Origin of the sequence: Streptomyces sp. NPDC014991, from assembly GCF_043080665.1 — a bacterium.
Classification (GTDB): Bacteria; Actinomycetota; Actinomycetes; order Streptomycetales; family Streptomycetaceae; genus Streptomyces.
On record NZ_JBIBVY010000001.1, the window covers coordinates 196,191 to 220,104 of the forward strand.

The following is a 23,914-nucleotide window of genomic DNA, read 5'->3' on the forward strand; positions in this document are numbered from 1 at the left end:
GGCGGGAAGGGTGATTCCGGTGCGTGGCCCCGCGCACGTGCTACGCGTCGTCGAGTCCGCGCTCGATGGCGTACCGCACCAGCTCCACCCGGTTGTGCAGCTGGAGCTTGCCCAGGGTGTTCTGGACGTGGTTCTGCACGGTGCGGTGGGAGATGACGAGGCGTTCGGCGATCTGCTTGTAGCTCAGGCCCTTCGCCACCAGCCGCAGCACCTCCGTCTCCCGGTCCGTCAGCCGCGGCGCGCCGGGCCCGCCGGCGTCCGGGGCGGGCGCGGGCTCGGCGGCCAGACGCCGGTACTCGCCGAGGACCAGACCGGCGAGGCCGGGCGTGAACACCGGGTCCCCGGCGGCGGTACGGCGCACCGCGTCCAGCAGTTCCTCCGTGGAGGCGGACTTCAGCAGATAGCCGGTCGCGCCGGACTTCACGGCCTCCAGCACGTCCGCGTGCTCACCGCTCGCGGAGAGGACGAGGACCCGCAACGCCGGGTTGTGGGCGACCAGTTCCCTGCACACCTGGACACCGGGCTTGGCGGGCAGGTTGAGGTCCAGGACCAGGACGTCGGGAGCGGCGGCCAGGGCGCGGCGGACCGCCTGCTCGCCGTCGCCGGCGGTGGCGACCACCTCGAGGCCGGACTCGGCCAGGTCCCGGGCGACCGCGTCCCGCCACATCGGGTGGTCGTCCACCACCATGACCCTGATCGGGTCCTGCTGCTCCGTCATCGCTGCTCCGTCCTCTTCCCCCGCGCCCGCACGGCGCCCTTCGGTACCTTCAGTTCGACTTCCGTGCCCTGCCCCGGGACGGAGACGACCTCGGCGCTGCCGCCGAGGTCGCGCAGCCGGCCCCGGATCGACAGGGCAACCCCGAGCCGGCCCTCGCCCTCGGCCTGGGCGAGCCGGCCCGCCGGGATGCCGGGGCCGTCGTCCCGGACGGTGACGACGACCTCGCCCGGCTCGTCCTCCACCAGGATCCAGGCCCGCGCCTCCTCCCCGGCGTGCCGGCGCACGTTGTCCAGGGCGGCCCCGACGGCGGCGGCCACCTCCCGGGCCACAGCCGGCGGCAGCGGCACCGGGGCGCCGGGCTCGGCGAGGGCGACCCGGGCTCTGGCGTACGGGGCGAGCAGGCAGCGCAGGTCGACCGGGCCGTCCGGTTCCTCCTCGTCCGCCGCCTCGACGGCGCGTACGAGGGCTCCGGCCGCCGCGTCCCGCGACACCCGGGAGACGGGCACCACAGAGCCCGACACCAGAGTGCGCAGCGCCACCTCCTGCTCCCCGGCCAGCCGGCCCAGCTCGGCCGCCTCGCCGCCGAGGGCCGTGCCGCGCCGCTTCACCATCGCCAGCACCTGGAGCACGCCGTCGTGGATGTCCCGGGCCAGCCGCTCCCGCTCCCGGGTCGTGGCCTCGATCTCCAGGGCGCGGGCGAGGGTGCGTTCGGAGGCGCGGGCCACCTCCACGACGTAGCCGATCGCGATGGAGGCGACCCAGACGAGGATCACGTTGTGCACGGTGTCCCGGGCGGGGTGGCCGCGCTCGGCCAGGTTGGCGGCGGCCACGGCCGTGGAGGCGACGGCCGCCCAGCGCCAGCCGCCCTTGATGGCGAAGGCCAGCACCGCGCCGGCCGTCCATATCGACGGCAGGGTGGGGCCGCCGCCCGCGATCCGCTCGTGGCTGTCGGCGAGCGGGGTGAGCAGGATGCCCGCGAGGGCGACGGCCAGGTCGGCGGCCAGGAAGCGACGGGTGCAGCTCGCCGCGTTCGCCACCCTGGGCAGGGTGGCGAGGGTCCACACCACCAGGACGGCGTAGTAGCCGACGGCGATCCAGGGCCGGACGAACCGGCCGTACGCGGTGGCGCACAGGCCGATGGCGTACAGCGTGGTCAGGACGCGGTAGCCGGCGAGCGCGCGCCACAGCGGCAGTTCGACCGACATCCGTATGACGCGCTCGCGCTCGGGCATGTCCCCCGGTCCCCCCGATGTCCCCCCGGCTCCCGGACCCCGTCCAGGAGCCGCCCGGCTACTTCTCGGCCGTCCCGGCCTTCTCCGCCGCCCCGGCCTTCTCCGCCGCCCCGGCCTTCTCCGCTTCCCTGGCCGCCTTCGCCGCCTTCGCCGCCTCCGCGAGCTGCCGTTTGGCGGCGGTGGCGTACATGTCGACGTACTCCTGGCCGGAGAGTTTCATGATCTCGTACATGACCTCGTCGGTCAGCGCGCGCAGCACGAACCGGTCGTGTTCCATGCCCTGGTAGCGGCTGAAGTCCATGGGCCTGCCGATGCGGATGCCGGGCCGCATCAGCTTCGGCACGACCTTGCCGGGCGGCTGGATCTTCTCCGTGTCGATCATGGCGACCGGGATGACCGGCGCCCCCGTGGCGAGCGCCACACGCGCGAGGCCGCCGGGCTTGCCCCGGTACAGCCGCCCGTCGGGCGAACGGGTGCCCTCGGGATAGATACCGAACAGCTCGCCGCGCTCCAGGACCTCCATGCCGCTCCTGACCGCCGCCTCCCCGGCGCCGCGCGACCCGGAGCGGTCCACCGGGAGCTGGCCCACGCCCTTGAAGAAGGCGGCGGTGAGGCGGCCCTTCACGCCGGGGGTGGTGAAGTACTCGGCCTTGGCGATGAAGGTGACCTTGCGGTCCAGCACGGCCGGCAGGAAGAAGGAGTCCGAGAAGGACAGGTGGTTGCTGGCCAGGATGGCGGGACCCTCGGCCGGGATGTTCTCCATGCCTTCCACCCAGGGCCTGAAGGCGACCTTGAGCGGGCCTCCGATGGCGACCTTCATCGTGCCGTACAACACCCGTGTGCCTCCCGTTTCCGTCGAACAGACCATAACCCGGAGGACCGTCAATGGGCCCGACGACCCTGGTCGGTGTCAGTGCGGTCGCGTACGGTGAAGCACATGCCAGTTCTCCCCGGAGCCGAGCCGTACCGCCACCAGGGCGGGGAGGTGGGGGTTCTCCTCTGCCACGGCTTCACCGGCTCACCCCAGTCGCTGCGCCCGTGGGCGGAGCACCACGCGGCCCATGGCCTGACCGTGTCCCTTCCGCTGCTGCCCGGCCATGGCACGCGTTGGGAGGACATGCAGCTCACGGGCTGGCAGGACTGGTACGCGGAGGTGGACCGCGAGCTGCGCGTGCTCACCGAGCGCTGTTCCCGGGTGTTCGTCGCGGGACTGTCGATGGGCGGTGCGCTGGCCCTCAGGCTCGCCGCACTGCACGGCGAGCGGGTCACGGGCGTGGTGGTCGTCAACCCCGCGAACAAGGTGCACGGCCTGTCCGCGTACGCCCTTCCGGTGGCCCGGCATCTCGTGCGGACGACGAGGGGCATCGCCAGCGACATCGCGAAGGAGGGCGCGGCCGAGCTGGGGTACGACCGGGTGCCGCTGCACGCGGCGCACTCGCTGCGGGTGTTCCTGCGCCGGCTGGACGGCGAGCTGCCGCAGGTCACCCAGCCGTTGCTGCTGCTGCGCAGCGCCCGGGACCATGTCGTACCGGCGGCCGACGCGGCCCGGGTGCTGAGCCGGGTGTCGTCCACGGACGTGACGGAGAGCGTGCTGGAACAGAGCTACCACGTGGCGACGTTGGACCTGGACGCGGACCGGATCTTCGAGGAGAGCCTCGCTTTCGTCGGCCGGCTCGCACCCGGTGTCGGCAAGGAAGGGACGGCCGCAGTTGGCTGAGCACGACTCCGGCCGGGAGGACCGGGAGCCGGACGAGCAGGGGGTGCCCTTCGACGAGGACGCCGCCTGGCGGGCCATCGTCGCCGGGTACGGCCAGGAGCCGCCGGATCCGCCCGGCGCCCGGCCCTTCAAGGCGGTGGAAGATCTCGCGCTGCTGGAGAAGAACGCCGGGACGGACACCGCGGGGAACGCCGGGACGGACGCGGCTCCGGACACCGGTACGGACACCGCCGAGGACAGCGAGGGCGACGACGTGGCGGCCCGGCGGCCCGCCCGGCCGCTGGGCGGCTCCGTCTCCTTCGCGGTCGGGGTCGGCCCGCGCGACCACACGCCCGCCGAGCCGTCCGACGACGACTTCGACGAGGACGACGAGGGCCACTTCGTCCCGCCGGAGCCGCCGCCGCTGCCGGCCGCCGACACCACTTCCAGGTTCGCCTGGCTGGGTGTGGTCGGCGGCCCGGTGCTGATCCTGCTGGCGGTGCTGTTCGGCTGGGACATGACCTGGTGGCTGGCGACCCTCGGCATCGGCGGCTTCCTCGGCGGTTTCGCGACGCTGGTGACGCGGATGCGGACGGACGACGACGAGGAGGACGGCCCCGGGCGCGGGGCCGTGGTCTGACACGGTGGCGGGTCCCGCCTCAGGCGGCAGGGATGCGCAGGGCGGCCAGCACCGGGAGGTGATCGGTGGCCGCGGTCAGGTCGGCGTGCGTGACGCCGGGCTGGTCCAGCGGGACGCCGCAGCCGAGCACCTCGATGCCTGCGGTCGCGAAGACCGCGTCGATGCGCTGGCGTGGATCGGCCGGGGTGGAGGTGAACTCGCCGCCCCAGGGCGCCGTGGCACGGCAGTCCTGGAGGTGGGCGGCGAGGTGGCGGAAGGTGGCGCCGTCGGGGCGCTCGTTGAGGTCGCCGCCCGCGACGGCGTGCTCCACACCGAGCCCGGCGAGTCGTGCCAGGAGCTGGACGCCCTGGTCCCGGCGCTCCTTCTGGCTCAGGCTGAGGTGGCAGCTGATCACGCCGAGACGGACGCCGCCGAACCGGACCACCGCCGTGGCGAGGCCGCGGCGGTGCAGGCCGGGGGTGAGCGGGAGCAGTACGTCCTCCGTGCGCTCCACCGTGGCCCTCAGCGTGCACAGGACCGCCGGCCCCGCGGCCGTGGCACCGCCGGTCAGGACGACCTGGCCGGAGGCCGCGGCGAGCCGGGCGAGCTTCTTGCGCCAGCGGAAGAAGCGTGGCGCCTCCTGTACGAGGACCAGGTCGGGGGCGCAGGCGGTGATGACACGGGCGAGCGCGTCCGTGTCGTCGCGCATCGACCGGATGTTGTAGCTCAGGACCCGGATGACCGCGGAACCATCGGGCTCCGTGCGCGAGTTGGGAAGCAGCGGAGTTGCCATGCCGTCAATTTACGCTGCGCGGCCGGGGGACGGCGCGAGGTGCCGGCACCGCCCGGCTGTGGCGCACGCCGGCCCCCTGACGTGCTCCGCACGCCCCTGCCCCGGCCGGGCCGGTGGAGTCGGCCCCGGGGCGGGACACCCTGGTGCCGGGCCCGGGCCGTGGGGCCCGGGTGCCCGGCTCGGGCGCGACCGGCGGTCTCCCGTGGTGGTCGCGTCCGTGGGGCGGGGCGCCGTTCGGCCAGGACGGCGCCCGTGCCCCTGGGCGGGCGCGGGCGCCGTGGCTCGCCGCGCGGGTGTCACATGATCGGGTCGGGTTCGCGGGCCAGGTCCGCCGCGCCGACCAAGCCGGCCTTGTTGCCGAGCTGGGCCGCGATCACGTCGGCCACCGGGCGCCAGTTGCCGCCGACCAGCCAGCGCTTGTACGACTTGCGGATCGGGTCGAGCACCAGGTCGCCCTCGTCGGAGAGGCCACCGCCGACGATGAAGGCGGAGGGGTCGAACAGGGAGGCCAGGTCGGCGAGGCCGGCACCGGCCCAACGGGCCAGCTCCCGGTAGGAGTCCACCGCGACCGGGCAGCCCTGGCGGGCGGCCATGGAGATGTGCTTGCCCTCGATGCCGTCCGGCGTGCCGTCCCCGAGCGCCAGCAGGATGTCGGCCCGCTCCGGGGTGGCGTTGGCGCGCTGCTTGGCGTAGCGGACCAGGGCGCGGCCGGAGGCGTACTGCTCCCAGCAGCCCTGCGAGCCGCAGCCGCACAGCAGGCCGTCCGGGACCATCCGGATGTGGCCGAACTCGGCGGCCACGCCGAAGTGGCCGCGGCGCAGCTTGTTGCCGATGATGATGCCGCCGCCGAGGCCGGTGCCGAGCGTGATGCAGATGACGTTGCGGTGGCCCTTGCCGGCCCCGAACCTGTACTCGCCCCAGGCGGCGGCGTTGGCGTCGTTCTCGACCACGACGGGCAGGCCGGTGCGGGCCTCGACCTTCTCCTTGAGCGGCTCGTTGCGCCAGTCGATGTTGGGCGCGAAGTAGACCGTGGAGCGCTGCCGGTTGACGTATCCGGCCGCGCCGATGCCCACACCGACGATGTCGTGCCCGGCGCGCGCGCCCTCCACCGCCGAGGCGATGGCGTCCACGATGGCCTCGGGCGTGGTGGGGGTCGGCACCTTGAAGGTCGAGAGGATGTTGCCTTCCTCGTCGACCACGCCGGCCGCGATCTTCGTGCCGCCGATGTCGACGCCGATGGTGAGTCCCATGAATCCCTCAGTTCCGGTCGAGCCCCGCTACGGCCAACCGTACCCGAGGCCCTGCTGTGGCAGGGCTTCAGTCCAGGTCGATGCGTTCGGAGGGACCGGTGCCCTCGTCCCCGTCGGACCGGCCGGGCCGGTCCGGTCCGTCGGGCCGGTCGTCGGCCCCGCCGGCCGTGCGGGCGGTCCAGCGGCGCTCCTGGGCCTGGACGGCGGAGCGGTAGGCGGCGAGCAGCTCACCACCGGCCGCGGCCAGATGGTCGAACACGTCCGGGTTGCGCTCCACGACGGGTTCGACGGCGGCCTTCGCCTGCTCGACGACCTGCCGCACCACCTGCTGCGCGGCGGGCCCGGCGAGGGTGCCGAGCAGCGGTGAACGCAGGCCGGACAGCTTGTCGGCGACCGTGTCCATGAGCTTCCTCAGCTCCTCGGCCGCGGAGCCCGGCGGTGGGGCGTGTCCGGCGTGGCGGCGGGCCTTCTCGGCGGCGAGGTCCTCGGCACAGGCCGTGGCCCAGGCGTCGGCGTCGGTCGCCCGCTGCTCGTCCGGTTCGGGTGCGGGGCGCTCTTCGCTCATGGCGGACTCCTGACGACGGTTCGCCCTTACGACGTTACCCGAACGGGCGTGCCCCGTTCACCGTCCGGCGGTGGGCCACAGGCCGGGATCGGGAGCGAACCGGATGCGCAGCTCGCCCTCGCGGAGCGCGGCTCCGGCGACGGTGCAGCGGCGCAGGGCGGACGGCAGCGGAACGATGCGGCGGAACGGACCCGCGGTGATCAGGAGTTCGTCGCCGCGCCGGATCAGGTCCAGCTCCTCCCGTATCGCGCCGGGCAGCGGGAGGTGCCAGACCAGCACGCCGTCCTCGGCCATCCGGTCGGTGACGGGCCACTCGACCGGGGCGGGCGCCGGGTTGACGCCGGGTACGGCGAGGGCCTCCAGGTCGTCGGGGCCGTGCGGGTCGCGTCCGAGGTGGGGCACGGGGTGGACGTCGTACGGCTGCTCCCGCCAGCCGTCGAGGGTCTTGCGCTGCTGGGCGAGGAGCCCGGCGAGCCAGTCGCCGCCGGACTCGGGCAGGACCCGGTTGGCGATCAGGGACTCGGTGCGCAGGCCGCGCAGGGCGAGGCCCAGGCATGCGTCGCGGACGGCGTCGGCGCCGGCCGGGCCGGGTTCGGCGACCAGGCGTACGGCGGTGTTCCGGTCGGCGAGGACGGCCTGCACGGCGGCGAGTTCGACGTCCCAGCGGGCCGCCGTCTCGTACAGCCACTCGGCGGGCATGGGGACGCCGGCCAGCCGGCCGAGGACGGGGCGCAGGGCGCGGGCGGCCTGCCGCTCGGGCGGCAGCAGGCGGCGCAGGTAGCGGCGCAGTTCCTCGGGCAGGCCGAGCAGGGCGAGGGCCTGCCCGATGGCCGGGAGGTCGACGACGAGGAGGTCGTGGCGCTCGGAGAGGGCCGCGTCCCGCAGGGCGCGCAGGAGGGACAGTTTCTCGGCGCCGGGCAGCGGGGTGACCTCCTCGGCGTCCAGGCGGGCGGCGCCGAGGAGGTCGAGGACGTTCGCGGCGCGGGTCTGGAAGGCGGTGAGGTCCTCGCGGAGGCGGGCGGACGCGTCGGGCCGCCAGACGGTGAGGCGCTCGGCGGCCCCGGTGGGGTCCGGTCCTGTCGCGGCGCCCAGTGCCGTGCCCGGGGTGTCGGTGCGGTCGGCACTCAGCAGGAGGGTGCGGTGTCCCTCGCGGGCGGCGGTGAGCGCGGTGGCGGCGGCGATCGTCGTACGGCCGCTGCCGCCCGGGCCCGTGATCAGGATGGTGCGCATGGAGGTGAACGCTACCGGCGGGCGCCGGGGTGACTACGCGTCCCCGGACTCGACCCGCTTCTTCAGTCCCGCGAGCGCCCGGTCGATGATGACCTTCTCGGCCTTGCGCTTGATCATGCCCAGCATGGGGATCTTCACGTCGACCGTCAGCTGGTAGGTGACCTCGGTGGCGCCCGCGCCTGCCGGCTTCAGCAGGTAGGAGCCGTCCAGGGAGCGGAGCATCTGGGACTTCACGAGGGTCCAGGAGACCTCGTGGTCACCCGTCCAGGTGTAGGCGAGGGTCTGGTCGTCCTTGATGGCGCCGGCGTCCATGACGAGGCGGACCCGTTCGGCGCGGCCCTGCCCGTCGGCGGCGAGGACCTCCGCCTCCTTCACCTCGCCGGTCCAGTCCGGGTAGCGCCCGAAGTCGGCGATCACCGCCATGACGTCGGCGGGGGCCGCCTCGATCGTGATGCTCGAACGGGTGTGTTCCGCCATCGTCGTGGCTCCTCCGGATGCGGGCCGTGTGGAGAGGTACGTGTGCGCCGGACTGCGCACGTGTGTGCAGCGTGAAGGCTACCGCGCCACCGCCCCGCCGCCTTCACCCCGCCTGCGTGGCCTCACCATTCGAGCGCCCAGGGCGTGCCGGTACCGGCGAAGTGCCCCACGTTGACGCACTCGGTGGCGCCGATCCGCATCCGACGTGCCAGCGGCTGGTGCACGTGTCCGAACAGCGCGTACCGCGGCCGGGTGCGGCGGATGGCGTCCAGCAGGGCCCGGCTGCCCCGCTCGAAGCGGCGCGCGACGGTGTCGTAGACCAGCTCGGGCACCTCCGGCGGGATGTGGGTGCACAGGACGTCGACCTCGCCGACCGCCTCGATCTTCGCCGCGTACTCCTCGTCGTCGATCTCGTAGGGCGTGCGCATCGGGGTGCGCAGCCCGCCGCCGACGAAGCCGAAGGTCCGTCCGCCGATCTCGACGCGTTCACCGTCGAGGACCGTGGTGCCGGGCCGGGCGTACTCCGGCCAGAGGGCCGGCATGTCGACGTTGCCGTAGGTGGCGTAGGTGGGGGTGGGGAACGCGGCGAACAGCTCGGCGTACTGCTTGCGCACCGCCCGCTCGATGGCGGTGGCCCGGTCGGCGCCGATGCCGCCCCACAGCCGGGCGCCGAAGGCGCGGGCCTCCTCGAAGCGGCGGGCGGTGCGCAGCTCGACGATGCGGTCGGCGTTCTCCTCACCGAACAGGTCGGGGAAGATGCCGCGGGAGTGGTCGGCGTAGTCGAGGAAGAGGACGAGGTCGCCCAGGCAGATCAGGGCGTCGGCACCCTCGCCGGCCCGGGCCAGGTCACGGGCGTTGCCGTGGACGTCGCTGACCACATGGACGCGGGTCCGCCGGCTGCCGGTGCGTGTGGATGCCATGGCGATCAAGCGTAGGCGGAGCGCGGCACCTGTGAACAGTGCCGGTCAGGCCCACGGTTACTCGCCGGTCGGATCGGCCGTCGACTAGTGTGCGCGAAGGAACGCCCCCGTGTGTGACGCAGCGAACATCTGCCCTGGCCCCCCTGTCCTAGACGGCATACCGGCGGGTAACGTCCGGGCAGTCCAGTCGTGCTCAGGATTTCAACATGTGAATCCGCGAGCACTTGCCCGAGCCTTGGACCGCACCGTCGCATCGCACAACGTCGTGGCGTCGGCGCCCTATGAGGAGCAGCAGTCTTGCGCGAGTTCAGCCTTCCGGCTTTGTACGAGGTCCCCGCGGACGGGAACCTGACCGACATCGTCCGCAGAAACGCCGCGCAGCATCCCGACGTAGCCGTCATCGCCCGCAAGGTGGGCGGCGTCTGGCAGGACGTGACCGCCCAAACGTTCCTCGCCGAGGTGCACACCGCCGCCAAGGGGCTCATCGCCGCCGGAGTGCAGCCGGGCGACCGGGTGGCCCTGATGTCCCGCACCCGCTACGAGTGGACGCTGCTGGACTTCGCCATCTGGAGCGCGGGCGCGGTCACCGTGCCGGTGTACGAGACCAGCTCGCCGGAGCAGGTGCGGTGGATCCTGTCCGACTCGGGCGCCACCGCCTGTGTCGTGGAGCTGGACGGTCACGCGGCGGCCGTCGAGTCGGTGCGCGAGTCGCTGCCCGCGCTGAAGCACGTCTGGCAGATCGAGGCCGGCGGCGTGGAGGAGCTGGGGCGGCTCGGCCAGGACGTGTCCGAGCGGACGGTCGAGGAGCGCGGCTCGCTGGCCAGGGCCGACGACCCGGCGACCATCGTGTACACGAGCGGTACGACCGGGCGGCCCAAGGGCTGTGTCCTCACCCACCGCAGCTTCTTCGCCGAGTGCGGGAACGTCGTGGAGCGGCTGCGTCCGCTGTTCCGCACCGGCGAGTGCTCCGTCCTGCTCTTCCTGCCGCTCGCGCACGTCTTCGGGCGGCTGGTGCAGGTCGCGCCGATGATGGCGCCGATCAAGCTGGGCTGCGTCCCGGACATCAAGAACCTCACGGACGAGCTGGCCGCGTTCCGGCCGACGCTGATCCTCGGTGTCCCGCGGGTCTTCGAGAAGGTCTACAACTCGGCGCGGGCCAAGGCGCAGGCGGACGGCAAGGGCGCGGTCTTCGACAGGGCCGCCGACACCGCGATCGCCTACAGCAAGGCGCTGGACAGCCCGTCGGGCCCGTCGCTGGGCCTGAAGATCAAGTACAAGGTGTTCGACAAGCTGGTCTACAGCAAGCTGCGCGCGGTCCTGGGCGGCCGGGGCGAGTACGCCATCTCCGGGGGCGCCCCGCTGGGTGAGCGGCTCGGGCACTTCTTCCGGGGCATCGGCTTCACCGTGCTGGAGGGCTACGGCCTGACCGAGTCGTGCGCGGCGACCGCGTTCAACCCGTGGGACCGGCAGAAGATCGGCACGGTCGGGCAGCCGCTGCCCGGCTCGGTGGTGCGGATCGCGGACGACGGCGAGGTGCTGCTGCACGGCGAGCACCTGTTCAAGGAGTACTGGAACAACCCGGACGCGACCGCGGAGGCGCTGGCGGACGGCTGGTTCCACACCGGTGACATCGGCACCCTCGACGAGGACGGCTATCTGAGGATCACCGGCCGGAAGAAGGAGATCATCGTCACGGCGGGCGGCAAGAACGTGGCCCCGGCCGTGATCGAGGACCGGATCCGGGCGCACGCGCTGGTCGCGGAGTGCATGGTGGTGGGCGACGGGCGGCCGTTCGTGGGCGCGCTGGTCACCCTCGACGAGGAGTTCCTGGGCCGCTGGTGCGCCGAGCACGGCAAGCCGGCGGGCTCGACGGCGGCGTCGCTGCGTGCGGACGCGGATCTGATCGCCGAGGTCCAGAGGGCCGTGGACGACGGCAACGCCGCGGTGTCGAAGGCGGAGTCGGTGCGCAAGTTCCGTATCCTGCCGTACCAGTTCACGGAGGAGTCGGGTCACCTCACCCCGTCGCTGAAGCTCAAGCGGAACGTGGTGGCGAAGGACTACGCGGACGAGATCGAGGCCATCTACGCCAAGTGAGCCCGCCCGACGGCGCGGTGTCCTCGGTGAGGATCCGCGCCGTCGCGCGGCCCGGCCGCTGACGGGCCGTCGACTCCTGCGAGCGGCCGGCAGGCCGGGAGCGGAGCCCCGGTCACGGCCGGCCGCACGGTTCACAGCAGGGCTTTCAGCCTCTCCGCCAGCAGGTCCCAGCGCCACTTCTCCTCGACCCACCGACGGCCGCGCTCGCCCATGCGGCGGCGCAGCTCGGCGTCCTGGAGCAGGACGACGATCCGCTCCGCGGTCTGCTCGGCCGAGCCGCCCCTGACGACCCAGCCCGTCTCCCCCTCCAGTACCGCGTCGGGCGCGCCGCCCGAGTCGCCCGCGACGACCGGCAGGCCCGTGGCGGACGCCTCCAGGTAGACGATGCCGAGGCCCTCCACGTCCAGGCCGCCGCGGCGGGTGCGGCACGGCATCGCGAACACGTCCCCGGCGCCGTAGTGCGCGGGCAGTTCGGACCAGGGCACGGACCCGGTGAAGCGGACCGAGGCGGCGACCCCGGTCTCGTGGGCCAGGCGGCGCAGGTCCTGCTCGTAGGGGCCGCCGCCGACGACGAGCAGCACGGTGTCCGGCTCGGCGGCGAGGACACGGGGCATGGCCCGGATGAGGGTGTCCTGGCCCTTGCGCGGCACCAGCCGGGAGACGCAGACCACGACCGGCCGGTCGGTCAGGCCGAGCCGCGCGCGGACCTCGCCGCCGCCGGAACCGGGATGGAAGATCTTCTCGTCGACCCCGGGCGGCAGCTGTGCCATCCGCCGGGCCGCCGCCGGGGTGAGCGCGGTGGCGATCCGGGAGCGGGTGTACTCGCCGAGGTAGGTGACCGTGTCGGTGCCCTCCCCTATCCGGCGCAGCAACTGCCGGGCGGCGGGCAGCTGGGCCCAGCCGGCCTCGTGCCCGTGGGTGGTGGCCACCAGCCGCTCGGCGCCGGCCTTCCGGAGGGTGGGCGCCATGAGGCCGAGCGGCGCCGCGGCCCCGAACCACACCGAGGTGCAGCCGTGCTCCCGGAGCAGCCCGGCCGCCCGCCGGGTCACCCGCGGGGTGGGCAGCAGCATCGTCGTACGGTCACGGACGACGGTGAAGGGCTGCTCTGCGTCGAAGGCGGCGGTGGCCTCGGCGCCCTCACGGCCGTGTTTCCAGGTGGAGGCGTACACGACGAGCCGGTCGGGGTCCAGGCGCAGGGCCATGTTGTGCAGGAAGGCCTGGATCCCGCCCGGGCGGGGCGGGAAGTCGTTGGTGACGATCAGGGTCTTGCGCATCGTTCGCCGACCCTACCGAATGGCCCGTCCGGCACCGGGCGCGGCCGGGTCTGTGGCATCGCACAGGTGCGCAGGACATCATGGTCGCCCGAGGCGGAATCGAACGGCGCGCCCGTGTGCCGGGGCCGGACGACAGGGGTGCACGTGGAGACGAAGGCCGTCCGGCGGTTCCTGGCCCGGCCGCTCGCGACATGGGGCGTCACCCGCGCGGTGCTGCTGCTGTTCGTCTTCCAGGTGTACGCCTTCCCGGGCCCGGACGTCACCTCGGACGTGTCGGTGATCTACCGCGGCTGGTACGAGGTGCTGCGCCACGGAACGTTTCCGCTGGACGACGTGACCTGGCAGTACCCGCCCGCCGCCGCCCTCGCCGTCCTCTCCCCCGCCGTCCTGCCGTTCCTGTCCTACCCGCACGCCTTCTTCCTGCTGGCGTTCCTGGCCGACGCCGCGGTGCTGGCCGCGCTGCTCGTCGTGGGCGGGCGCCCCGGCCGGTCGCCGCGCGGGGCCTGGGTGTGGGTGGCGGGCGTGCCGCTGCTCGGTCCGACGGTGTACGCCCGCTACGACGTGATGGTGACCGCGGTGGCCGTGGCGGCGCTGCTCGCCGGGACCCGGTACCCGCGGGTGCTGGGGGCGCTGACCGCGTTCGGCGCGCTGCTGAAGGTGTGGCCGGTGCTGCTGCTGGCCGGCGCGGTGCGGCGGGCCTGGCGGACGGCGGCGGTGACCGCGGCGGGCCTCGCGGCGCTGTTCGCGGTGTCCATGCCGGGCGCGTTCGCGTTCCTGACCTTCCAGCGGGAGCGGGGCACCGAGGTGGAGTCGCTGGGCGCGCTGGTGTTCCATGTGGCCCGGCACTTCGGCTGGCAGGGGCAGGTGCTGCTGAACTACGGCTCGATCGAGTTCCTCGGCCCGTACGTGGACCGGGTCAGCACGGCCGCGCTGGGACTGACCGTGGCCGCGTTCGGCTGGCTGCTGCTGTGGCGGCTGCGCGCGGGCCGCTTCCCCGCGCACGTCCTCGCCGAGGCGGCCCTCACGGCGGTGCTGCTGTTCACGGTGACCAGCCGGGTGATCAGCCCGCAGTACCTGGTGTGGCTGATCGGTCTGGCCGCCGTGTGCCTGTCGCACCGGGCCGGCCGCATGACGGCGCCCGCGCTGCTGGTCCTCCTCGCGTCCTTCGTGACGGTCCTGGAGTTCCCGCTCGGCTTCTCGCACGTGGTGGCGAGCGACTGGTACGGCGTCGCGCTGCTGGCGGTGCGCGACGGCCTGCTGCTCGCGGCCGGACTGACGGCGGCCCGCCGGCTGTGGTCCTCGACCGTCCCGCCGGCCACGGCCGCCGCCCCCTTCCCCCCTCGGACCGCCCGGACGAAGGAGAGCCCGGTCTCCTCCTGACGCCCGGCCCGTCACGGCGGCACCCCCACGGCCGCACACTGCACGACCGTCGCCGGCGCCGGCGCCGGGCGGACACCGGGCGGCCCGAGTCCCCCGAGGGCGTGAGCGAGCGGGAGTGGCCGCGTGAGGCCGTGGAGCGGCTCAGCCGAGCTGCGCCCTGACGTACCGCCGCCAGCGAACGGTGAACTCCCGCGGTGTCGTGCCGAGCACCTCCCGCAATGCCCCCTCGACCGCGCCCGCCCGCCTGCCGTGGGCGCCGACGGCCCGGTAGAAGGCGCCGAGCCGGGCCGTGCCCCACTGGCCGGCGATCATCCGGCAGGCCAGCCAGCCGCCCTCGTAGGCCCGCGCCAGGTCGGTGGGGTCGCTGGTGAAGCGGAAGTCCCGGTCGGCGGGGAGGGCGTCGGGCAGCTCGTCCTGCCGGACGGCCCGGGCGAGTTCCGGGGCGGCCTCGGCCGGGGTGCGCCCGGTGTCCAGGTAGCCGGTCCAGTCGGCGTAGCCCTCGGAGAGCCACAGCGGGGTGGCGGCGGTCGTCTGCGCCCGGGTGGCGACATGGGTGGTCTCGTGGGTGAGCACGACCTGCTTGCCGATGTCACCGAGCACCGCGTACGCCTCCGGGTTGACCACCACCCGGTCGGCGGGGGCCGCGGCGGCGGTCTTCGCCGGGGTGACGCTCACCTCACCGGTGGTGACGGCGGCGATGCCCCGGTAGGTGGCGGCCGGCGAGCCGAGCAGGGCCGCCATTCCCGCCAGGGACCGCGGGACCAGGACGACCACCCGGCGGCTCCAGCCGGTGCCCCAGGCCCCGGAGACGGCGGGGACCGCGCGGTCGGCGAGCCGGGCGTACGTCCGCAGGCCGGCGGCGGACCCGCCGGCGCCGAGCACCAGGCTGTGCGCGCCTCGCACCGCGGTCACCGTGCCCTGGTCCCACAGCTGCTGCCCGGCCCTCCCGGCGGGCCTGTCGGCGGTGACGTACCAGCGGCCGCCGGCGGTGCGGGCGAGGGTGAGGGTACGGCGGGCGCCGACGGGGGCCCGGTCGTAGCCGGCGACGCGGTAGCGCAGGTCGGCGTCGGCGGTCGCACCGGCGCCGGTGCGGCGCAGGCCGGTGACCCGGTAGCTCCAGGAGGCCAGCGGGAGGGCGCGCAGCCGGGTGTACTCGCTGCGGGCGCCCGTCGCGCCGTACGCCGTCTCGTCGTGGCCGAGCAGGGCCGCCGCGCGCCGGTCGAGCACCCGCTGCACCTCGGCGCGGGCCGGGTCGGCCGCCGGGCCGCCGCCGCACCCGGCGACGGGCAGCAGCAGAGCGAGTCCCACCGCTCCGACACCCCACGCCCGCCTGCGACCAGCCACTTCCCGATCGTACGGCGAGCGGGCGGTCAGGGTCTGGTGACCGAGGAGACGGGCATCATCCCGACCGGGTCGTAGCGCACCGGTGCGCCGGGATAGGGCGCGTGGATGACCTGGCCGTTGCCGGCGTACATCGCCACGTGGCTGGCGTCGGAGCGGTACACGACCAGGTCGCCGGGGCGGGCCTGGGAGAGCGGGACCTGCCGGCCGGCGAAGCGCTGCGCCTGCGAGGTGCGCGGCAGGTGGATGCCGGCATGCGCGTACGACCACTGCATCAGGCCCGAACAGTCGAAGCCGGAGGGGCCGTTGGCACCCCAGACGTAGGGGCGGCCGAGGGCGGAGCGGGCGGCGGCCAGGGCCGCGGCGGCGCGGCCGTCGGCGGCGAGGGCGCCGATCGGGTCGGGCAGGTCCGCGCGGCTGCCCCGGGAGGCCCGGTCGTAGGCGGCACGCGCGGCGGCGGGCAGGGCGTTGATCAGCTGCCGGGCCCGGGCGAGCTTCCGCTCCACGGTCCGCTTGTGGGCGGCCACCGCCCTGCGGCTGCGCTCCAGTTCGGCGAGCTTGCCGGTCGCCTCCGCGCGTTCCTGGGCCAGGTCGCGCAGCGCGGACCGCAACTGCCGGAGCTGGCCCGCCTGCCGGCTGCCGATGCGGTCGAGGGTGGAGGCCCGGTCGAGGTAGTCGTCGGGGTCGTCGGAGAAGAGCAGGGCGACGGCCGGGTCGATGCCGCCGGCGCGGTACTGGGCGCCGGCCAGCGAACCGAGCCGCTCCCGCGCGGTGTTGATGCGCTGCTGCTGCCGGGCGATGTGGTCCTGCGCGTCGCGGACCTCCCTGCGCAGCACCCCGGCCCGCTCGTCGGCCCGGTCGTAGGCCTGGGTCGCCTTCTCGGCGGCCTCGTACAGACGGTCCACCTCGGCGCGGGTGTCGGCGTCCGGCGCCGCGTGCGCCGGTACGGCGCCGAGCGCGGCCGCCGCGGCCGACACCACGCACAGGGCGACGGAGCCCCGGTCGAATCCGGACGGGGCAAGGCGGCGATGAGAGCCCACGAGAAGCCGTGTTCCTTCCGCTGGCCTACAGGACGCGTCTCGCCGGCGCCGGGGACGGGGAAGACCCCGGCGCCGGGGAAACGCGGCAGACAGTAGCCGTGCGGAGGGGGTAGGGCCAAAGACCGCGGAGTCAACACAGGGTGACGCCCCGCCGCTGACGCAGGTCATGGGCGGGGCGTGACGTCAGTTACGGTCACCGGGATTCGCCCGTTCGGGCGCCCCCGTCTCCGTGTCGTACGGGTCAGACCCGGACGCCGAACTGGAACGGCATGTTGCCGATGGCCTCGTAGCGGACGACGGCACCGGTGTGCGGGGCGTGCAGCACCTGGCCGTTGCCGGCGTACAGGCCCACGTGGTGCAGGTCGCCGTAGAAGAAGACCAGATCGCCGACCTTCAGGCCACCGACCGAGCCGATCCGGGTGCCGATGTTCGCCTGCGCCTCGGAGGTGCGCGGGATGGACACGCCGGCCTGGGCGTAGGCCCAGGAGGTCAGGCCCGAGCAGTCGAAGGAGGAGGGGCCCGTCGCGCCGTAGACGTACGGCTTGCCGATCTGGCTCTGGGCGGCGGAGAAGGCCGCCGAGGCGCGTCCGGAGGCGGGCGGGGCGTCGCCGAGGTCCACGCGCTCGGTGGAGGAGCGGTTGGCGCGCTGCTGCTCCTGCGCGAGCTGCGCCTTCTCCTTGGCGGTCAGGGTGTTCAGGAGCTTCTGCGCGTCGGCGAGCTTGCCCTGGACCTCCTGCTTCTTGTTGCCCAGTTCGGTGCGGGTGGCGGCGAGGTCCTTGAGTTTCTCGGTGGCCTCGGCCCGCTCCTGGGCCAGTTCGCGCTGTTTGTCCTGGATCTTCTTCAGCGCGTCGACCTGCTGGCTGCTCAACTGGTCGAGCGTGGACGCCTTGTCGAGATAGTCGTCCGGGTCGGAGGACAGGAAGAGCTGGACGGAGGCGTCGATGCCGCCGGAGCGGTACTGCGCGGTGGCCAGCGAACCCAGGCCGTCGCGGAGCTTGTTCAGCTCCTCCTGGCCGCGGGCGACGTCGTCCTGGATGGTGGAGATGTCCTTCTGCAGCTTCTGCTGCTTCTCCTTGGCGCCGTTGTACTTCTCGGTCGCCTGCTCCGCCTGCTCGTAGAGCTTGTCGACCTTGGCCTTCACCTCGTCCTTGCTCAGCTTCTCGCTGGGGGCGGCGTTGGCGGCGTTCGCGCTGAGCGCGACGGCAGCGGCGGCTGCGGTGGTCAGCACGGTCACACGGGTGCGACTGGGCTGCTTGGGTCGACGGTGGGACGCCACGGAGGACGAACTCCTTCTTGTGAGTGATCACCCGTTCGGAGGTTCGAGCCCAGACCCTAGTGACACAGTTGTGATCAGTTCAAATCCTCACAGGAAAAAACCCTGTCACGCCATGCATTCTTTGCACATAACTCACCTGCAGTGAGACGCGATTGACGCAACGTTGCGCGACGTTACGCCCAATTCGGGCATGAATGACGTCCGTTGGGCCTTCAGGACAGTCGCTTCAGAAGCACCGCAGAAGCCACGGGACGGGCACCCGCCCTGGCGACCCCGTCGGCCACCTCGCGGTCGGTGGAGGCGACGATGACCGGACGCCCCGGCGGTTCCGCGCGCACCAGCTGGCGGATCAGCTCGTCGGCCGTGACCCCCGGCTTGGAGAACAGCACACGCACCCCGCGCGGCGGCGCGAGCAGCACCGGCACGGCCAGTTCGGCGCCGTCGAAGACACACGTCACCTCGGCCCCGGTCTGCGCGGCGAGCGTGGAGAGCTGGCCCAGCAGCCTGAGCCGCTGCTTCTCCAGCGGCATCTGCGGATAGCCGGTCTTGGTCACGTTGTAGCCGTCGACGACCAGATGCGCCTGCGGCAGCGCGAGGAGCTGGTCGAGGATGGCCGGGTCGTTCTCGGACAGGGCGCGCGCCGCGATGTCCTTCGGGGTCATCCGGCCCGGCTCCACCGCGTCGACCGTCTCGGCCGGGCGCACGGACACCGGGGGCAGGGCGAGTTCGCGCCGCAGGCCCTGGGCCGCCTCCAGCAGGGTGTCGAGCAGCAGCCGTACCCGCATGTCCTCCACGCTGCGGCCCTCCCGGGCCGCCCGCCGGGTGGCCTCCAGCGCGGCCTCGGCCTCGCTCAGACGGGCCTTGAGCCGCCGCGACTCGCTGTCAGCGGCCGACACCCGGGCGTGCGCCTCGGCGCGCGCGGCGTCCATCTCGCCGTGCGCCTTGCGCAGCGCGGCCTCGCCCCGCTTGACGTCGCTGAGCGCGGCCCGCAGCTTGCGGTGCAGCGAGTCGGCTTCCTTCCTCGCCGACTCCAGCTCCGTGCGCAGCCTCTCCGTCTCGGCGCGGGTGTGGTCGCGGGCCTGGGCCAGCTCCGCGCGCAGCCGGTCCAGCTCGGCGCGGTTCTCCTCGTCGGCCCGCTCGGCGTCCGCGCGCTGGGCCTCCTCGCCGGCCGCGGTGACCAGCTTCACCCAGCCCGCCGGGCGCAGTACGTAGGCCGCGGCCGCCACGTCGAGCGGATCCGCGGCCGGGGGCGGCGAGCCGGAGTCGAGGGCGCCGGCGAGTTCCGGCTGCGTCTCTCTGTACTTCTCCCCGATCCGCTGCCGGAACAGCGGATCGGTCTCCAGCGCCGCCGCCATCGCGTTGCCGGCGAACTTGGCCCGGCGGTTCGGGGCGAACCGGGCGTACTGCCGCAACTGGGCAGGAAGTTCGGCCATGGTCAGCCCGCCGAAGCCGTCCGAGACGATCTGCACGACCCGCCGGCGCACGCCGTCGGGCAGCGGACGGTCGAGCACCTCAGCGGTGCCGTCGCCCGGCCCCCCGCCTGCGCTCTCCACCATCCGTCACACCCCAATACCGAAAAGCCGCTCCGGGACCGCTCCGCTTCAGGAGCCGGCGCCCGGCCTGTCCACGAGTTCCACCTGGTCCACCGCGTTGCACCAGCGGCAGCGCACCGACTCGATGGTCTCACTGACCACCTCGCGCTCCTCCACCGTCGGCTCACCGGCCAGGTCGAGATGGACGTACTCGACGACCTTGGACGAGCGGGTCACGTCGAAGCGGGTGAGGTTGCCGCACAGGGTGCAGCGCCATCGTGTCGTGGCCGTCGGCAGGGGAACCGTCATCGTGACTGTCCGCTTCCTTCTCGTGTCGGTCCGCGCCGTTCCCCGGCGCGTGTGGCTCGTAACCCTACGGCCTGCCGGGACCTCGCCGCCCGCCCGTCCACGGCGGCGAGGCGGTCTGTCAGCATCCATCCCGTTACGTCATGCTCTGTAGTCATGATCAGCACCTGGAGCACGGCGGTCGGCAGGGCACTCCGAGCGGTCCGGGGCACCCCGGCGCCGATCACGTATGGCCTCATCGTCCTGTGCTGTCTGCTCTTCGTCCTGGGCCCCGCCTCCGGACTCACCCCCGGGTACGGCACCGGGGACGCGCTGCTCGCCGCGCAGCGGACGTACTTCCGGCGCTGGGGCGTGGTGCCGGCCGAACTGTTCGGCAGACCGGCCCGGGAAGCACTCACCCCGGCCACCGCGCTGTTCGTGCACGGCAGCTGGGTCCACCTGCTCGGCAACATGCTGTTCCTCTTCGTCTTCGGGGCGATGACCGAGGAACGCATGGGCCGGGTGCAGTTCACCCTGTTCTACGTCGGCTGCGGGTACCTCGCCCTGCTGGGCTACGCGGCCGCCAACGCCACCTCCGAGCAGTCGCTGGTCGGCGCCTCCGGGGCGATCTCGGCGGTCCTCGGAGCCTTCCTCTACCTGTTCCCCCGCGCCCGCGTGACCAGTCTTCTGCCCTTCCTGTTCTTCCTGCCGCTGCGCTTCCCGGCCTGGGTGGTGCTGCCGTTCTGGGCGGCGCTCCAGTGGTTCGCGGCGGGGCGGGCCTCCGACGGGCCCGGGGTGGCCTACCTCGCGCACCTGGTCGGGTTCGGCCTGGGATTCGGCTACGCGTGGGTGCGCTACGGACGCGGGCGGAGCCGCGCGGGCGGTCCCGGCGGGGCGGCGGTGGGAGACGAACGGGCGACTAGAGTGAGGGCCGCACCAGCTCCGGTCACCGAGGGAGAGACACAGCCGTGATCACCGCGATCGTTCTGATCAAGACCAGCGTGGACCGGATCCCCGAGATCGCGGAGCGCATCGCCGCGCTGGACAGCGTCAGCGAGGTCTTCTCGGTCACCGGCACCTACGACCTGATCGCCATGGTCCGGGTCGGGCAGCACGAGGACCTCGCCGAGATCATTCCCGGCCGGATCAGCAAGATCCCCGGCGTGGAGGCCACCGACACGCACGTCGCGTTCCGCACCTACTCCCAGCACGACCTGGAAGCGGCGTTCGCGATCGGCCTCGACAACTAGGGCCTCTCGTTCGGATCATGCCGGGCTCGCGGGTCCTGGCACCAGGACCCGCTCCCTGATCCGGCCTGATCCGAACGAAAGATGCTAGGCCGTCGCGTCAGGGCCCGCCACCCCGGCAGGGGCCGGGAGGCGGGCCGGCTTCCTCAGACCGCCGGGACGCAGCGGCCGTCCTCCGTGCGGTACTGCCACCGGGCGCCGTCCCGCACCAGTTCCCGTACGGCGTTCACGAAGCGCTCGACGTGCTCGTCGGGGGTGCCGGCACCGAAGCTGACCCGGACGGCGTTCAGGGACCTCTCGCCCGGGGCCGCCTCCGGGGCGCCGCACTCCCCCTGGGCCTGCGGGTCGGTGCCCAGCAGGGTGCGGACGAGGGGGTGGGCGCAGAAGAGGCCGTCGCGGACGCCGATGCCGTACTCGGCGGACAGGGCGGCGGCGAAGTGCGAGCTGTTCCAGCCGTCGACGACGAAGGAGAGGACGCCCACGCGCGGGGCGTCGTCGCCGAAGAGGGAGAGGATCCTGACCTCCGGGATTCCGGCCAGGCCCTCGCGGACCGTGCGGATCAGGTGCTCCTCGCGGGCGACGAGGGTGTCCCAGCCGGCCTCGGTGAGGGCCTTGCAGGCGGAGGCGATGGAGTACACGCCGATCACGTTCGGGGAGCCGGCCTCGTGGCGGGCGGCGCTGTCGTGCCACTCCACGGCCACCCCGCCGTCCTGCCGCCGGGTCACCTTGCGGCTGGCGCCGCCGCCCGCGAGGTACGGCTCGGCCGCCTGGAGCCAGTCGGCGCGGCCGGCCAGGACGCCGGAGCCGAAGGGGGCGTACAGCTTGTGGCCGGAGAAGGCGACCCAGTCGACGTCCAGGTCCCCGATGTCCACCGGGTGGTGGGGGACCAGCTGAGCGGCGTCCAGGACGATGCGGGCGCCGTGGGCGTGCGCGGCGGCGGCCAGCTCGCGCACCGGCCACAGCTCGCCGGTGACGTTGGAGGCACCCGTGACGCAGACCAGGGCCGGGCCGTGGGGGTCGCGGTCGGCCAGGGCCCGCTCCAGGGTCCGGACCGCCTGCTGCGGGGTGCGCGGGGCGTCGAGGCAGGTCACCCGGGCGTCCTGCCAGGGCAGCAGGGAGGCGTGGTGCTCGGTCTCGAAGACGAAGACCTGGCAGCCGGCCGGGAGCGCGCGTGCCAGGAGGTTGAGGGAGTCGGTGGTCGAGCGGGTGAAGACGACCTGGTCGGCCGGGCGGCAGCCGAGGAACTCGGCGACGGTCCCGCGGGCGTTCTCGAACAGGTCGGTGGAGAGCTGGGAGAGGTAGCCGGCACCACGGTGGACGCTGCCGTAGTACGGCGCGTAGGCCGCGACGTCGTCCCAGACCCGCTGGAGGGCGGGGGCGCTGGCCGCGTAGTCGAGCGCGGCGTAGGCGACCTCGCCGCCCGTCACGAGCGGGACGGTGACGTCCCGGCCCAGCACGGGCAGCGGGGCGCGAAGGGACCGGTCGGCGGCAGCGGTGGAGAGGGACATGGCTGAACTCCCGTGAAGGCAGGTGGAATCCGCCGGGCGAGCGGGCGTGCTCGAGCGCCGGTGGGGTGAAGGGGGATGCGGAGGCGGGGCTCTGCGGCCCTAGCGCATTCGCTTGCTCACGGGGGGCTCCTCGACGACCAGGATCCCTGGCCCCACACTCTCAGAAGTGTGCGAGGGATCCGCGCTTGCCGTGGACCTTGTTGTCCACGGCCTGGTCCTCACCCGGGGCACCCCGCCACGGACGGAGGGTTGCCGGACAGTCGGCCGGGGCCTCATGACTGTCACTCATGACCTGGTGGAAGAACGTACGCGAACTGATCGTCGTCCCGCAACCCGTGTCCGGATCGCGGGACGACGTGCGGTGCGGTCAGGCGTTGCTGGCCGCCACCCACCGCTCCAGCGTCCGCCGGGCCGCCCCCGAGTCGATCGACTCCGCGGCCTTCACCATGCCGGCGCGGAGCTGCTCGGGGAGCGACGCGTCGGTCGGGTCCAGGGCCACCAGGGCCGCCGCCGAGTTCAGCAGGACGGCGTCCCGTACGGGCCCCCGCTCGCCGTCGAGCAGGCGGCGGGCGACGTCCGCGTTGTGGGCCGGGTCGCCGCCGCGCAGCGCCTCCACCGGAACCAGGTCGAGACCCGCGTCACGGGGGTCGAAGGACTCCTCGCGGACCCGGCCGTCGCGGACCACCCACACCCGGGAGGTGGATGTCGTCGTCAGTTCGTCCAGGCCGTCGTCGCCGCGGAAGACCAGGGAGGAGTTGCCCCGTTCCGCGAGCACGCCGGCGACGATGGGCGCCTCGTGCGCGACGGCGACACCGACCGCCTGGGCCCGCACCCGCGCCGGGTTGGTCAGCGGGCCGAGCAGGTTGAACACCGTCCGGATGCCGAGCTGTCCGCGGGCGGCGCCCACATGGCGCAGCGCCGGGTGGAACTTCACGGCGAAGCAGAAGGTGATGCCGGCCTCCTCCGCGACCTCCGCGACCCGGCGGGGGGTGAGGTCGAGGTTGACGCCGAGCTTCTCCAGGACGTCGGAGGAGCCGGACGCCGAGGACGCGGCCCGGTTGCCGTGCTTGACGACCTTCGCGCCCGTACCGGCCACGACGAGCGAGGACATGGTGGAGATGTTCACCGTCCTGGCTCCGTCGCCGCCGGTGCCGACGATGTCGACGGTGCGGCCGGGTACCTCGATCACGTTCGCGTGCTCGTACATGGTGCGGACCAGGCCGGTGATCTCCTGGACCGTCTGCCCCTTCGCCCGCAGCGCCACCGCGAATCCGGCGATCTGGGCGTCGGTCGCCTCACCGCGCATGATCCGGTCCATCGCCCACGCGGTGTCGTCGGCCGCCAGGTCACGGCCCTGAAGGAGACCGTTCAGCAGGGCGGGCCAGGAGCGGCCCGCCGCGGTGTCGCCGCCAGCGGGGGTCACAGCGCTCATCAGCC

Annotated in this window: 23 protein-coding genes and 1 riboswitch; of the genes, 6 read left to right on the forward strand and 17 right to left on the reverse strand. The window is 73.6% G+C overall.

Translation table 11 applies throughout. The features are described 5' to 3' along the window. Positions 1 to 40: 40 nt before the first annotated feature. Genes ACF1BE_RS00880 through ACF1BE_RS00890 form a run of 3 tightly spaced genes read right to left on the reverse strand, consistent with a single transcriptional unit; the run spans position 41 to position 2,782 of the window. Positions 41 to 718, reverse strand: a complete 678-nt coding sequence (locus tag ACF1BE_RS00880; protein ID WP_392196830.1) for a response regulator — start codon at positions 716 to 718, stop codon at positions 41 to 43. Beyond that, positions 715 to 1,950, reverse strand: coding sequence for a MacS family sensor histidine kinase (macS, locus tag ACF1BE_RS00885; RefSeq protein ID WP_392196831.1), 1,236 nt, complete (start codon positions 1,948 to 1,950; stop codon positions 715 to 717). The genes ACF1BE_RS00880 and macS overlap by 4 nt, the downstream gene beginning before the upstream one ends. 58 nt (positions 1,951 to 2,008) lie before the next feature. Next, entirely contained in the window at positions 2,009 to 2,782 is a 774-nt protein-coding gene (locus ACF1BE_RS00890; RefSeq protein ID WP_392197385.1) for a lysophospholipid acyltransferase family protein, read from the reverse strand. 105 nt (positions 2,783 to 2,887) lie between these two features. Here ACF1BE_RS00890 and ACF1BE_RS00895 point away from each other — a divergent pair, with 105 nt between their 5' ends. Then, complete coding sequence (locus ACF1BE_RS00895) at positions 2,888 to 3,667, forward strand: alpha/beta hydrolase (RefSeq protein ID WP_392196832.1); 780 nt, start codon at positions 2,888 to 2,890, stop codon at positions 3,665 to 3,667. Further along, complete coding sequence (locus ACF1BE_RS00900; RefSeq protein ID WP_392196833.1) at positions 3,660 to 4,286, forward strand: hypothetical protein; 627 nt, start codon at positions 3,660 to 3,662, stop codon at positions 4,284 to 4,286. Before ACF1BE_RS00895 ends, ACF1BE_RS00900 begins: the two co-directional genes overlap by 8 nt. A 19-nt stretch (positions 4,287 to 4,305) precedes the next feature. Here ACF1BE_RS00900 and ACF1BE_RS00905 read toward each other — a convergent pair whose 3' ends face one another. The 6 genes from ACF1BE_RS00905 to ACF1BE_RS00930 form a co-directional block, all read right to left on the reverse strand. Then, on the reverse strand, positions 4,306 to 5,058 hold the full coding sequence (locus ACF1BE_RS00905; protein ID WP_392196834.1) for an endonuclease/exonuclease/phosphatase family protein: 753 nt from the start codon (positions 5,056 to 5,058) through the stop codon (positions 4,306 to 4,308). Positions 5,059 to 5,354: 296 nt separating this feature from the next. Next, a complete protein-coding gene (locus tag ACF1BE_RS00910) occupies positions 5,355 to 6,308 on the reverse strand; it encodes an ROK family glucokinase (RefSeq protein WP_392196835.1) in 954 nt (317 codons plus the stop codon). A 67-nt stretch (positions 6,309 to 6,375) separates the two neighbouring features. After that, the gene (locus ACF1BE_RS00915) at positions 6,376 to 6,873 is read right to left on the reverse strand and encodes a DUF5304 domain-containing protein (RefSeq protein WP_392196836.1); all 498 of its coding nucleotides are present in this window, start codon (positions 6,871 to 6,873) and stop codon (positions 6,376 to 6,378) included. Between the two features lie 57 nt (positions 6,874 to 6,930). Next, complete coding sequence (locus tag ACF1BE_RS00920; RefSeq protein WP_392196837.1) at positions 6,931 to 8,103, reverse strand: ArsA family ATPase; 1,173 nt, start codon at positions 8,101 to 8,103, stop codon at positions 6,931 to 6,933. A gap of 33 nt (positions 8,104 to 8,136) precedes the next feature. Then, entirely contained in the window at positions 8,137 to 8,580 is a 444-nt protein-coding gene (locus ACF1BE_RS00925) for an SRPBCC family protein (protein ID WP_392196838.1), read from the reverse strand. 122 nt (positions 8,581 to 8,702) lie between these two features. Beyond that, positions 8,703 to 9,458: a metallophosphoesterase gene (locus ACF1BE_RS00930; RefSeq protein WP_392197386.1), complete on the reverse strand. Its 756-nt coding sequence runs from the start codon at positions 9,456 to 9,458 to the stop codon at positions 8,703 to 8,705. 339 nt (positions 9,459 to 9,797) lie between these two features. Between ACF1BE_RS00930 and ACF1BE_RS00935 the strand changes: the two genes are divergently transcribed. Beyond that, positions 9,798 to 11,594 carry an AMP-dependent synthetase/ligase gene (locus ACF1BE_RS00935; protein WP_392196839.1) on the forward strand — a complete coding sequence of 599 codons (1,797 nt, stop codon included), beginning with the start codon at positions 9,798 to 9,800 and terminating at the stop codon, positions 11,592 to 11,594. A 131-nt stretch (positions 11,595 to 11,725) separates the two neighbouring features. Here the strand turns inward: ACF1BE_RS00935 and ACF1BE_RS00940 are convergent, their stop codons facing one another. Beyond that, positions 11,726 to 12,868, reverse strand: a complete 1,143-nt coding sequence (locus ACF1BE_RS00940) for a glycosyltransferase family 4 protein (protein WP_392196840.1) — start codon at positions 12,866 to 12,868, stop codon at positions 11,726 to 11,728. A gap of 144 nt (positions 12,869 to 13,012) precedes the next feature. Between ACF1BE_RS00940 and ACF1BE_RS00945 the strand changes: the two genes are divergently transcribed. Further along, positions 13,013 to 14,248 (forward strand): glycosyltransferase 87 family protein, encoded by a 1,236-nt coding sequence (locus tag ACF1BE_RS00945; protein WP_392196841.1) that lies wholly within the window; start codon positions 13,013 to 13,015, stop codon positions 14,246 to 14,248. 141 nt (positions 14,249 to 14,389) lie between these two features. On the opposite strand, the gene ACF1BE_RS00950 is transcribed toward ACF1BE_RS00945, so the two are convergent. From ACF1BE_RS00950 to ACF1BE_RS00970, 5 genes are all read right to left on the reverse strand, one after another. After that, entirely contained in the window at positions 14,390 to 15,592 is a 1,203-nt protein-coding gene (locus ACF1BE_RS00950; protein WP_392196842.1) for a hypothetical protein, read from the reverse strand. Positions 15,593 to 15,618: 26 nt separating this feature from the next. After that, positions 15,619 to 16,629: an NlpC/P60 family protein gene (locus ACF1BE_RS00955; RefSeq protein WP_392196843.1), complete on the reverse strand. Its 1,011-nt coding sequence runs from the start codon at positions 16,627 to 16,629 to the stop codon at positions 15,619 to 15,621. A gap of 241 nt (positions 16,630 to 16,870) precedes the next feature. Continuing rightward, positions 16,871 to 17,905, reverse strand: coding sequence for an NlpC/P60 family protein (locus ACF1BE_RS00960; protein ID WP_392196844.1), 1,035 nt, complete (start codon positions 17,903 to 17,905; stop codon positions 16,871 to 16,873). Positions 17,906 to 18,117: 212 nt separating this feature from the next. Further along, on the reverse strand, positions 18,118 to 19,461 hold the full coding sequence (locus ACF1BE_RS00965; RefSeq protein ID WP_392196845.1) for an NYN domain-containing protein: 1,344 nt from the start codon (positions 19,459 to 19,461) through the stop codon (positions 18,118 to 18,120). A gap of 45 nt (positions 19,462 to 19,506) precedes the next feature. Further along, a complete protein-coding gene (locus tag ACF1BE_RS00970) occupies positions 19,507 to 19,746 on the reverse strand; it encodes a hypothetical protein (protein ID WP_014672226.1) in 240 nt (79 codons plus the stop codon). Positions 19,747 to 19,899: 153 nt separating this feature from the next. Here ACF1BE_RS00970 and ACF1BE_RS00975 point away from each other — a divergent pair, with 153 nt between their 5' ends. Further along, positions 19,900 to 20,694 (forward strand): rhomboid family intramembrane serine protease, encoded by a 795-nt coding sequence (locus tag ACF1BE_RS00975; RefSeq protein WP_392196846.1) that lies wholly within the window; start codon positions 19,900 to 19,902, stop codon positions 20,692 to 20,694. After that, positions 20,691 to 20,972, forward strand: a complete 282-nt coding sequence (locus ACF1BE_RS00980) for an Lrp/AsnC family transcriptional regulator (protein WP_392196847.1) — start codon at positions 20,691 to 20,693, stop codon at positions 20,970 to 20,972. The genes ACF1BE_RS00975 and ACF1BE_RS00980 overlap by 4 nt, the downstream gene beginning before the upstream one ends. A gap of 143 nt (positions 20,973 to 21,115) precedes the next feature. On the opposite strand, the gene ACF1BE_RS00985 is transcribed toward ACF1BE_RS00980, so the two are convergent. Together ACF1BE_RS00985 and trpD are read right to left on the reverse strand one after the other, a co-directional pair. Next, positions 21,116 to 22,477, reverse strand: a complete 1,362-nt coding sequence (locus ACF1BE_RS00985; RefSeq protein WP_392196848.1) for an aminotransferase class V-fold PLP-dependent enzyme — start codon at positions 22,475 to 22,477, stop codon at positions 21,116 to 21,118. Positions 22,478 to 22,653: 176 nt separating this feature from the next. After that, positions 22,654 to 22,770: riboswitch (SAM riboswitch) on the reverse strand. A gap of 74 nt (positions 22,771 to 22,844) precedes the next feature. Beyond that, positions 22,845 to 23,909, reverse strand: a complete 1,065-nt coding sequence (gene trpD / locus ACF1BE_RS00990; protein WP_392196849.1) for an anthranilate phosphoribosyltransferase — start codon at positions 23,907 to 23,909, stop codon at positions 22,845 to 22,847. Positions 23,910 to 23,914: the final 5 nt, after the last annotated feature.

Excerpts from the sequence above, each read along its gene's own strand:
- ACF1BE_RS00940 (WP_392196840.1), bottom strand. The coding sequence starts at position 12,868 with ATGCGCAAGACCCTGATCGTCACCAACGACTTCCCGCCCCGCCCGGGC.
- ACF1BE_RS00975 (WP_392196846.1), top strand. The coding sequence starts at position 19,900 with ATGATCAGCACCTGGAGCACGGCGGTCGGCAGGGCACTCCGAGCGGTC.
- macS (WP_392196831.1), bottom strand. The coding sequence starts at position 1,950 with ATGCCCGAGCGCGAGCGCGTCATACGGATGTCGGTCGAACTGCCGCTG.
- ACF1BE_RS00895 (WP_392196832.1), top strand. The coding sequence starts at position 2,888 with ATGCCAGTTCTCCCCGGAGCCGAGCCGTACCGCCACCAGGGCGGGGAG.
- ACF1BE_RS00925 (WP_392196838.1), bottom strand. The coding sequence starts at position 8,580 with ATGGCGGAACACACCCGTTCGAGCATCACGATCGAGGCGGCCCCCGCC.
- ACF1BE_RS00905 (WP_392196834.1), bottom strand. The coding sequence starts at position 5,058 with ATGGCAACTCCGCTGCTTCCCAACTCGCGCACGGAGCCCGATGGTTCC.
- ACF1BE_RS00970 (WP_014672226.1), bottom strand. The coding sequence starts at position 19,746 with ATGACGGTTCCCCTGCCGACGGCCACGACACGATGGCGCTGCACCCTG.
- ACF1BE_RS00985 (WP_392196848.1), bottom strand. The coding sequence starts at position 22,477 with ATGTCCCTCTCCACCGCTGCCGCCGACCGGTCCCTTCGCGCCCCGCTG.
- ACF1BE_RS00920 (WP_392196837.1), bottom strand. The coding sequence starts at position 8,103 with ATGCGCACCATCCTGATCACGGGCCCGGGCGGCAGCGGCCGTACGACG.
- ACF1BE_RS00880 (WP_392196830.1), bottom strand. The coding sequence starts at position 718 with ATGACGGAGCAGCAGGACCCGATCAGGGTCATGGTGGTGGACGACCAC.
- ACF1BE_RS00965 (WP_392196845.1), bottom strand. The coding sequence starts at position 19,461 with ATGGTGGAGAGCGCAGGCGGGGGGCCGGGCGACGGCACCGCTGAGGTG.
- ACF1BE_RS00910 (WP_392196835.1), bottom strand. The coding sequence starts at position 6,308 with ATGGGACTCACCATCGGCGTCGACATCGGCGGCACGAAGATCGCGGCC.
- ACF1BE_RS00915 (WP_392196836.1), bottom strand. The coding sequence starts at position 6,873 with ATGAGCGAAGAGCGCCCCGCACCCGAACCGGACGAGCAGCGGGCGACC.
- trpD (WP_392196849.1), bottom strand. The coding sequence starts at position 23,909 with ATGAGCGCTGTGACCCCCGCTGGCGGCGACACCGCGGCGGGCCGCTCC.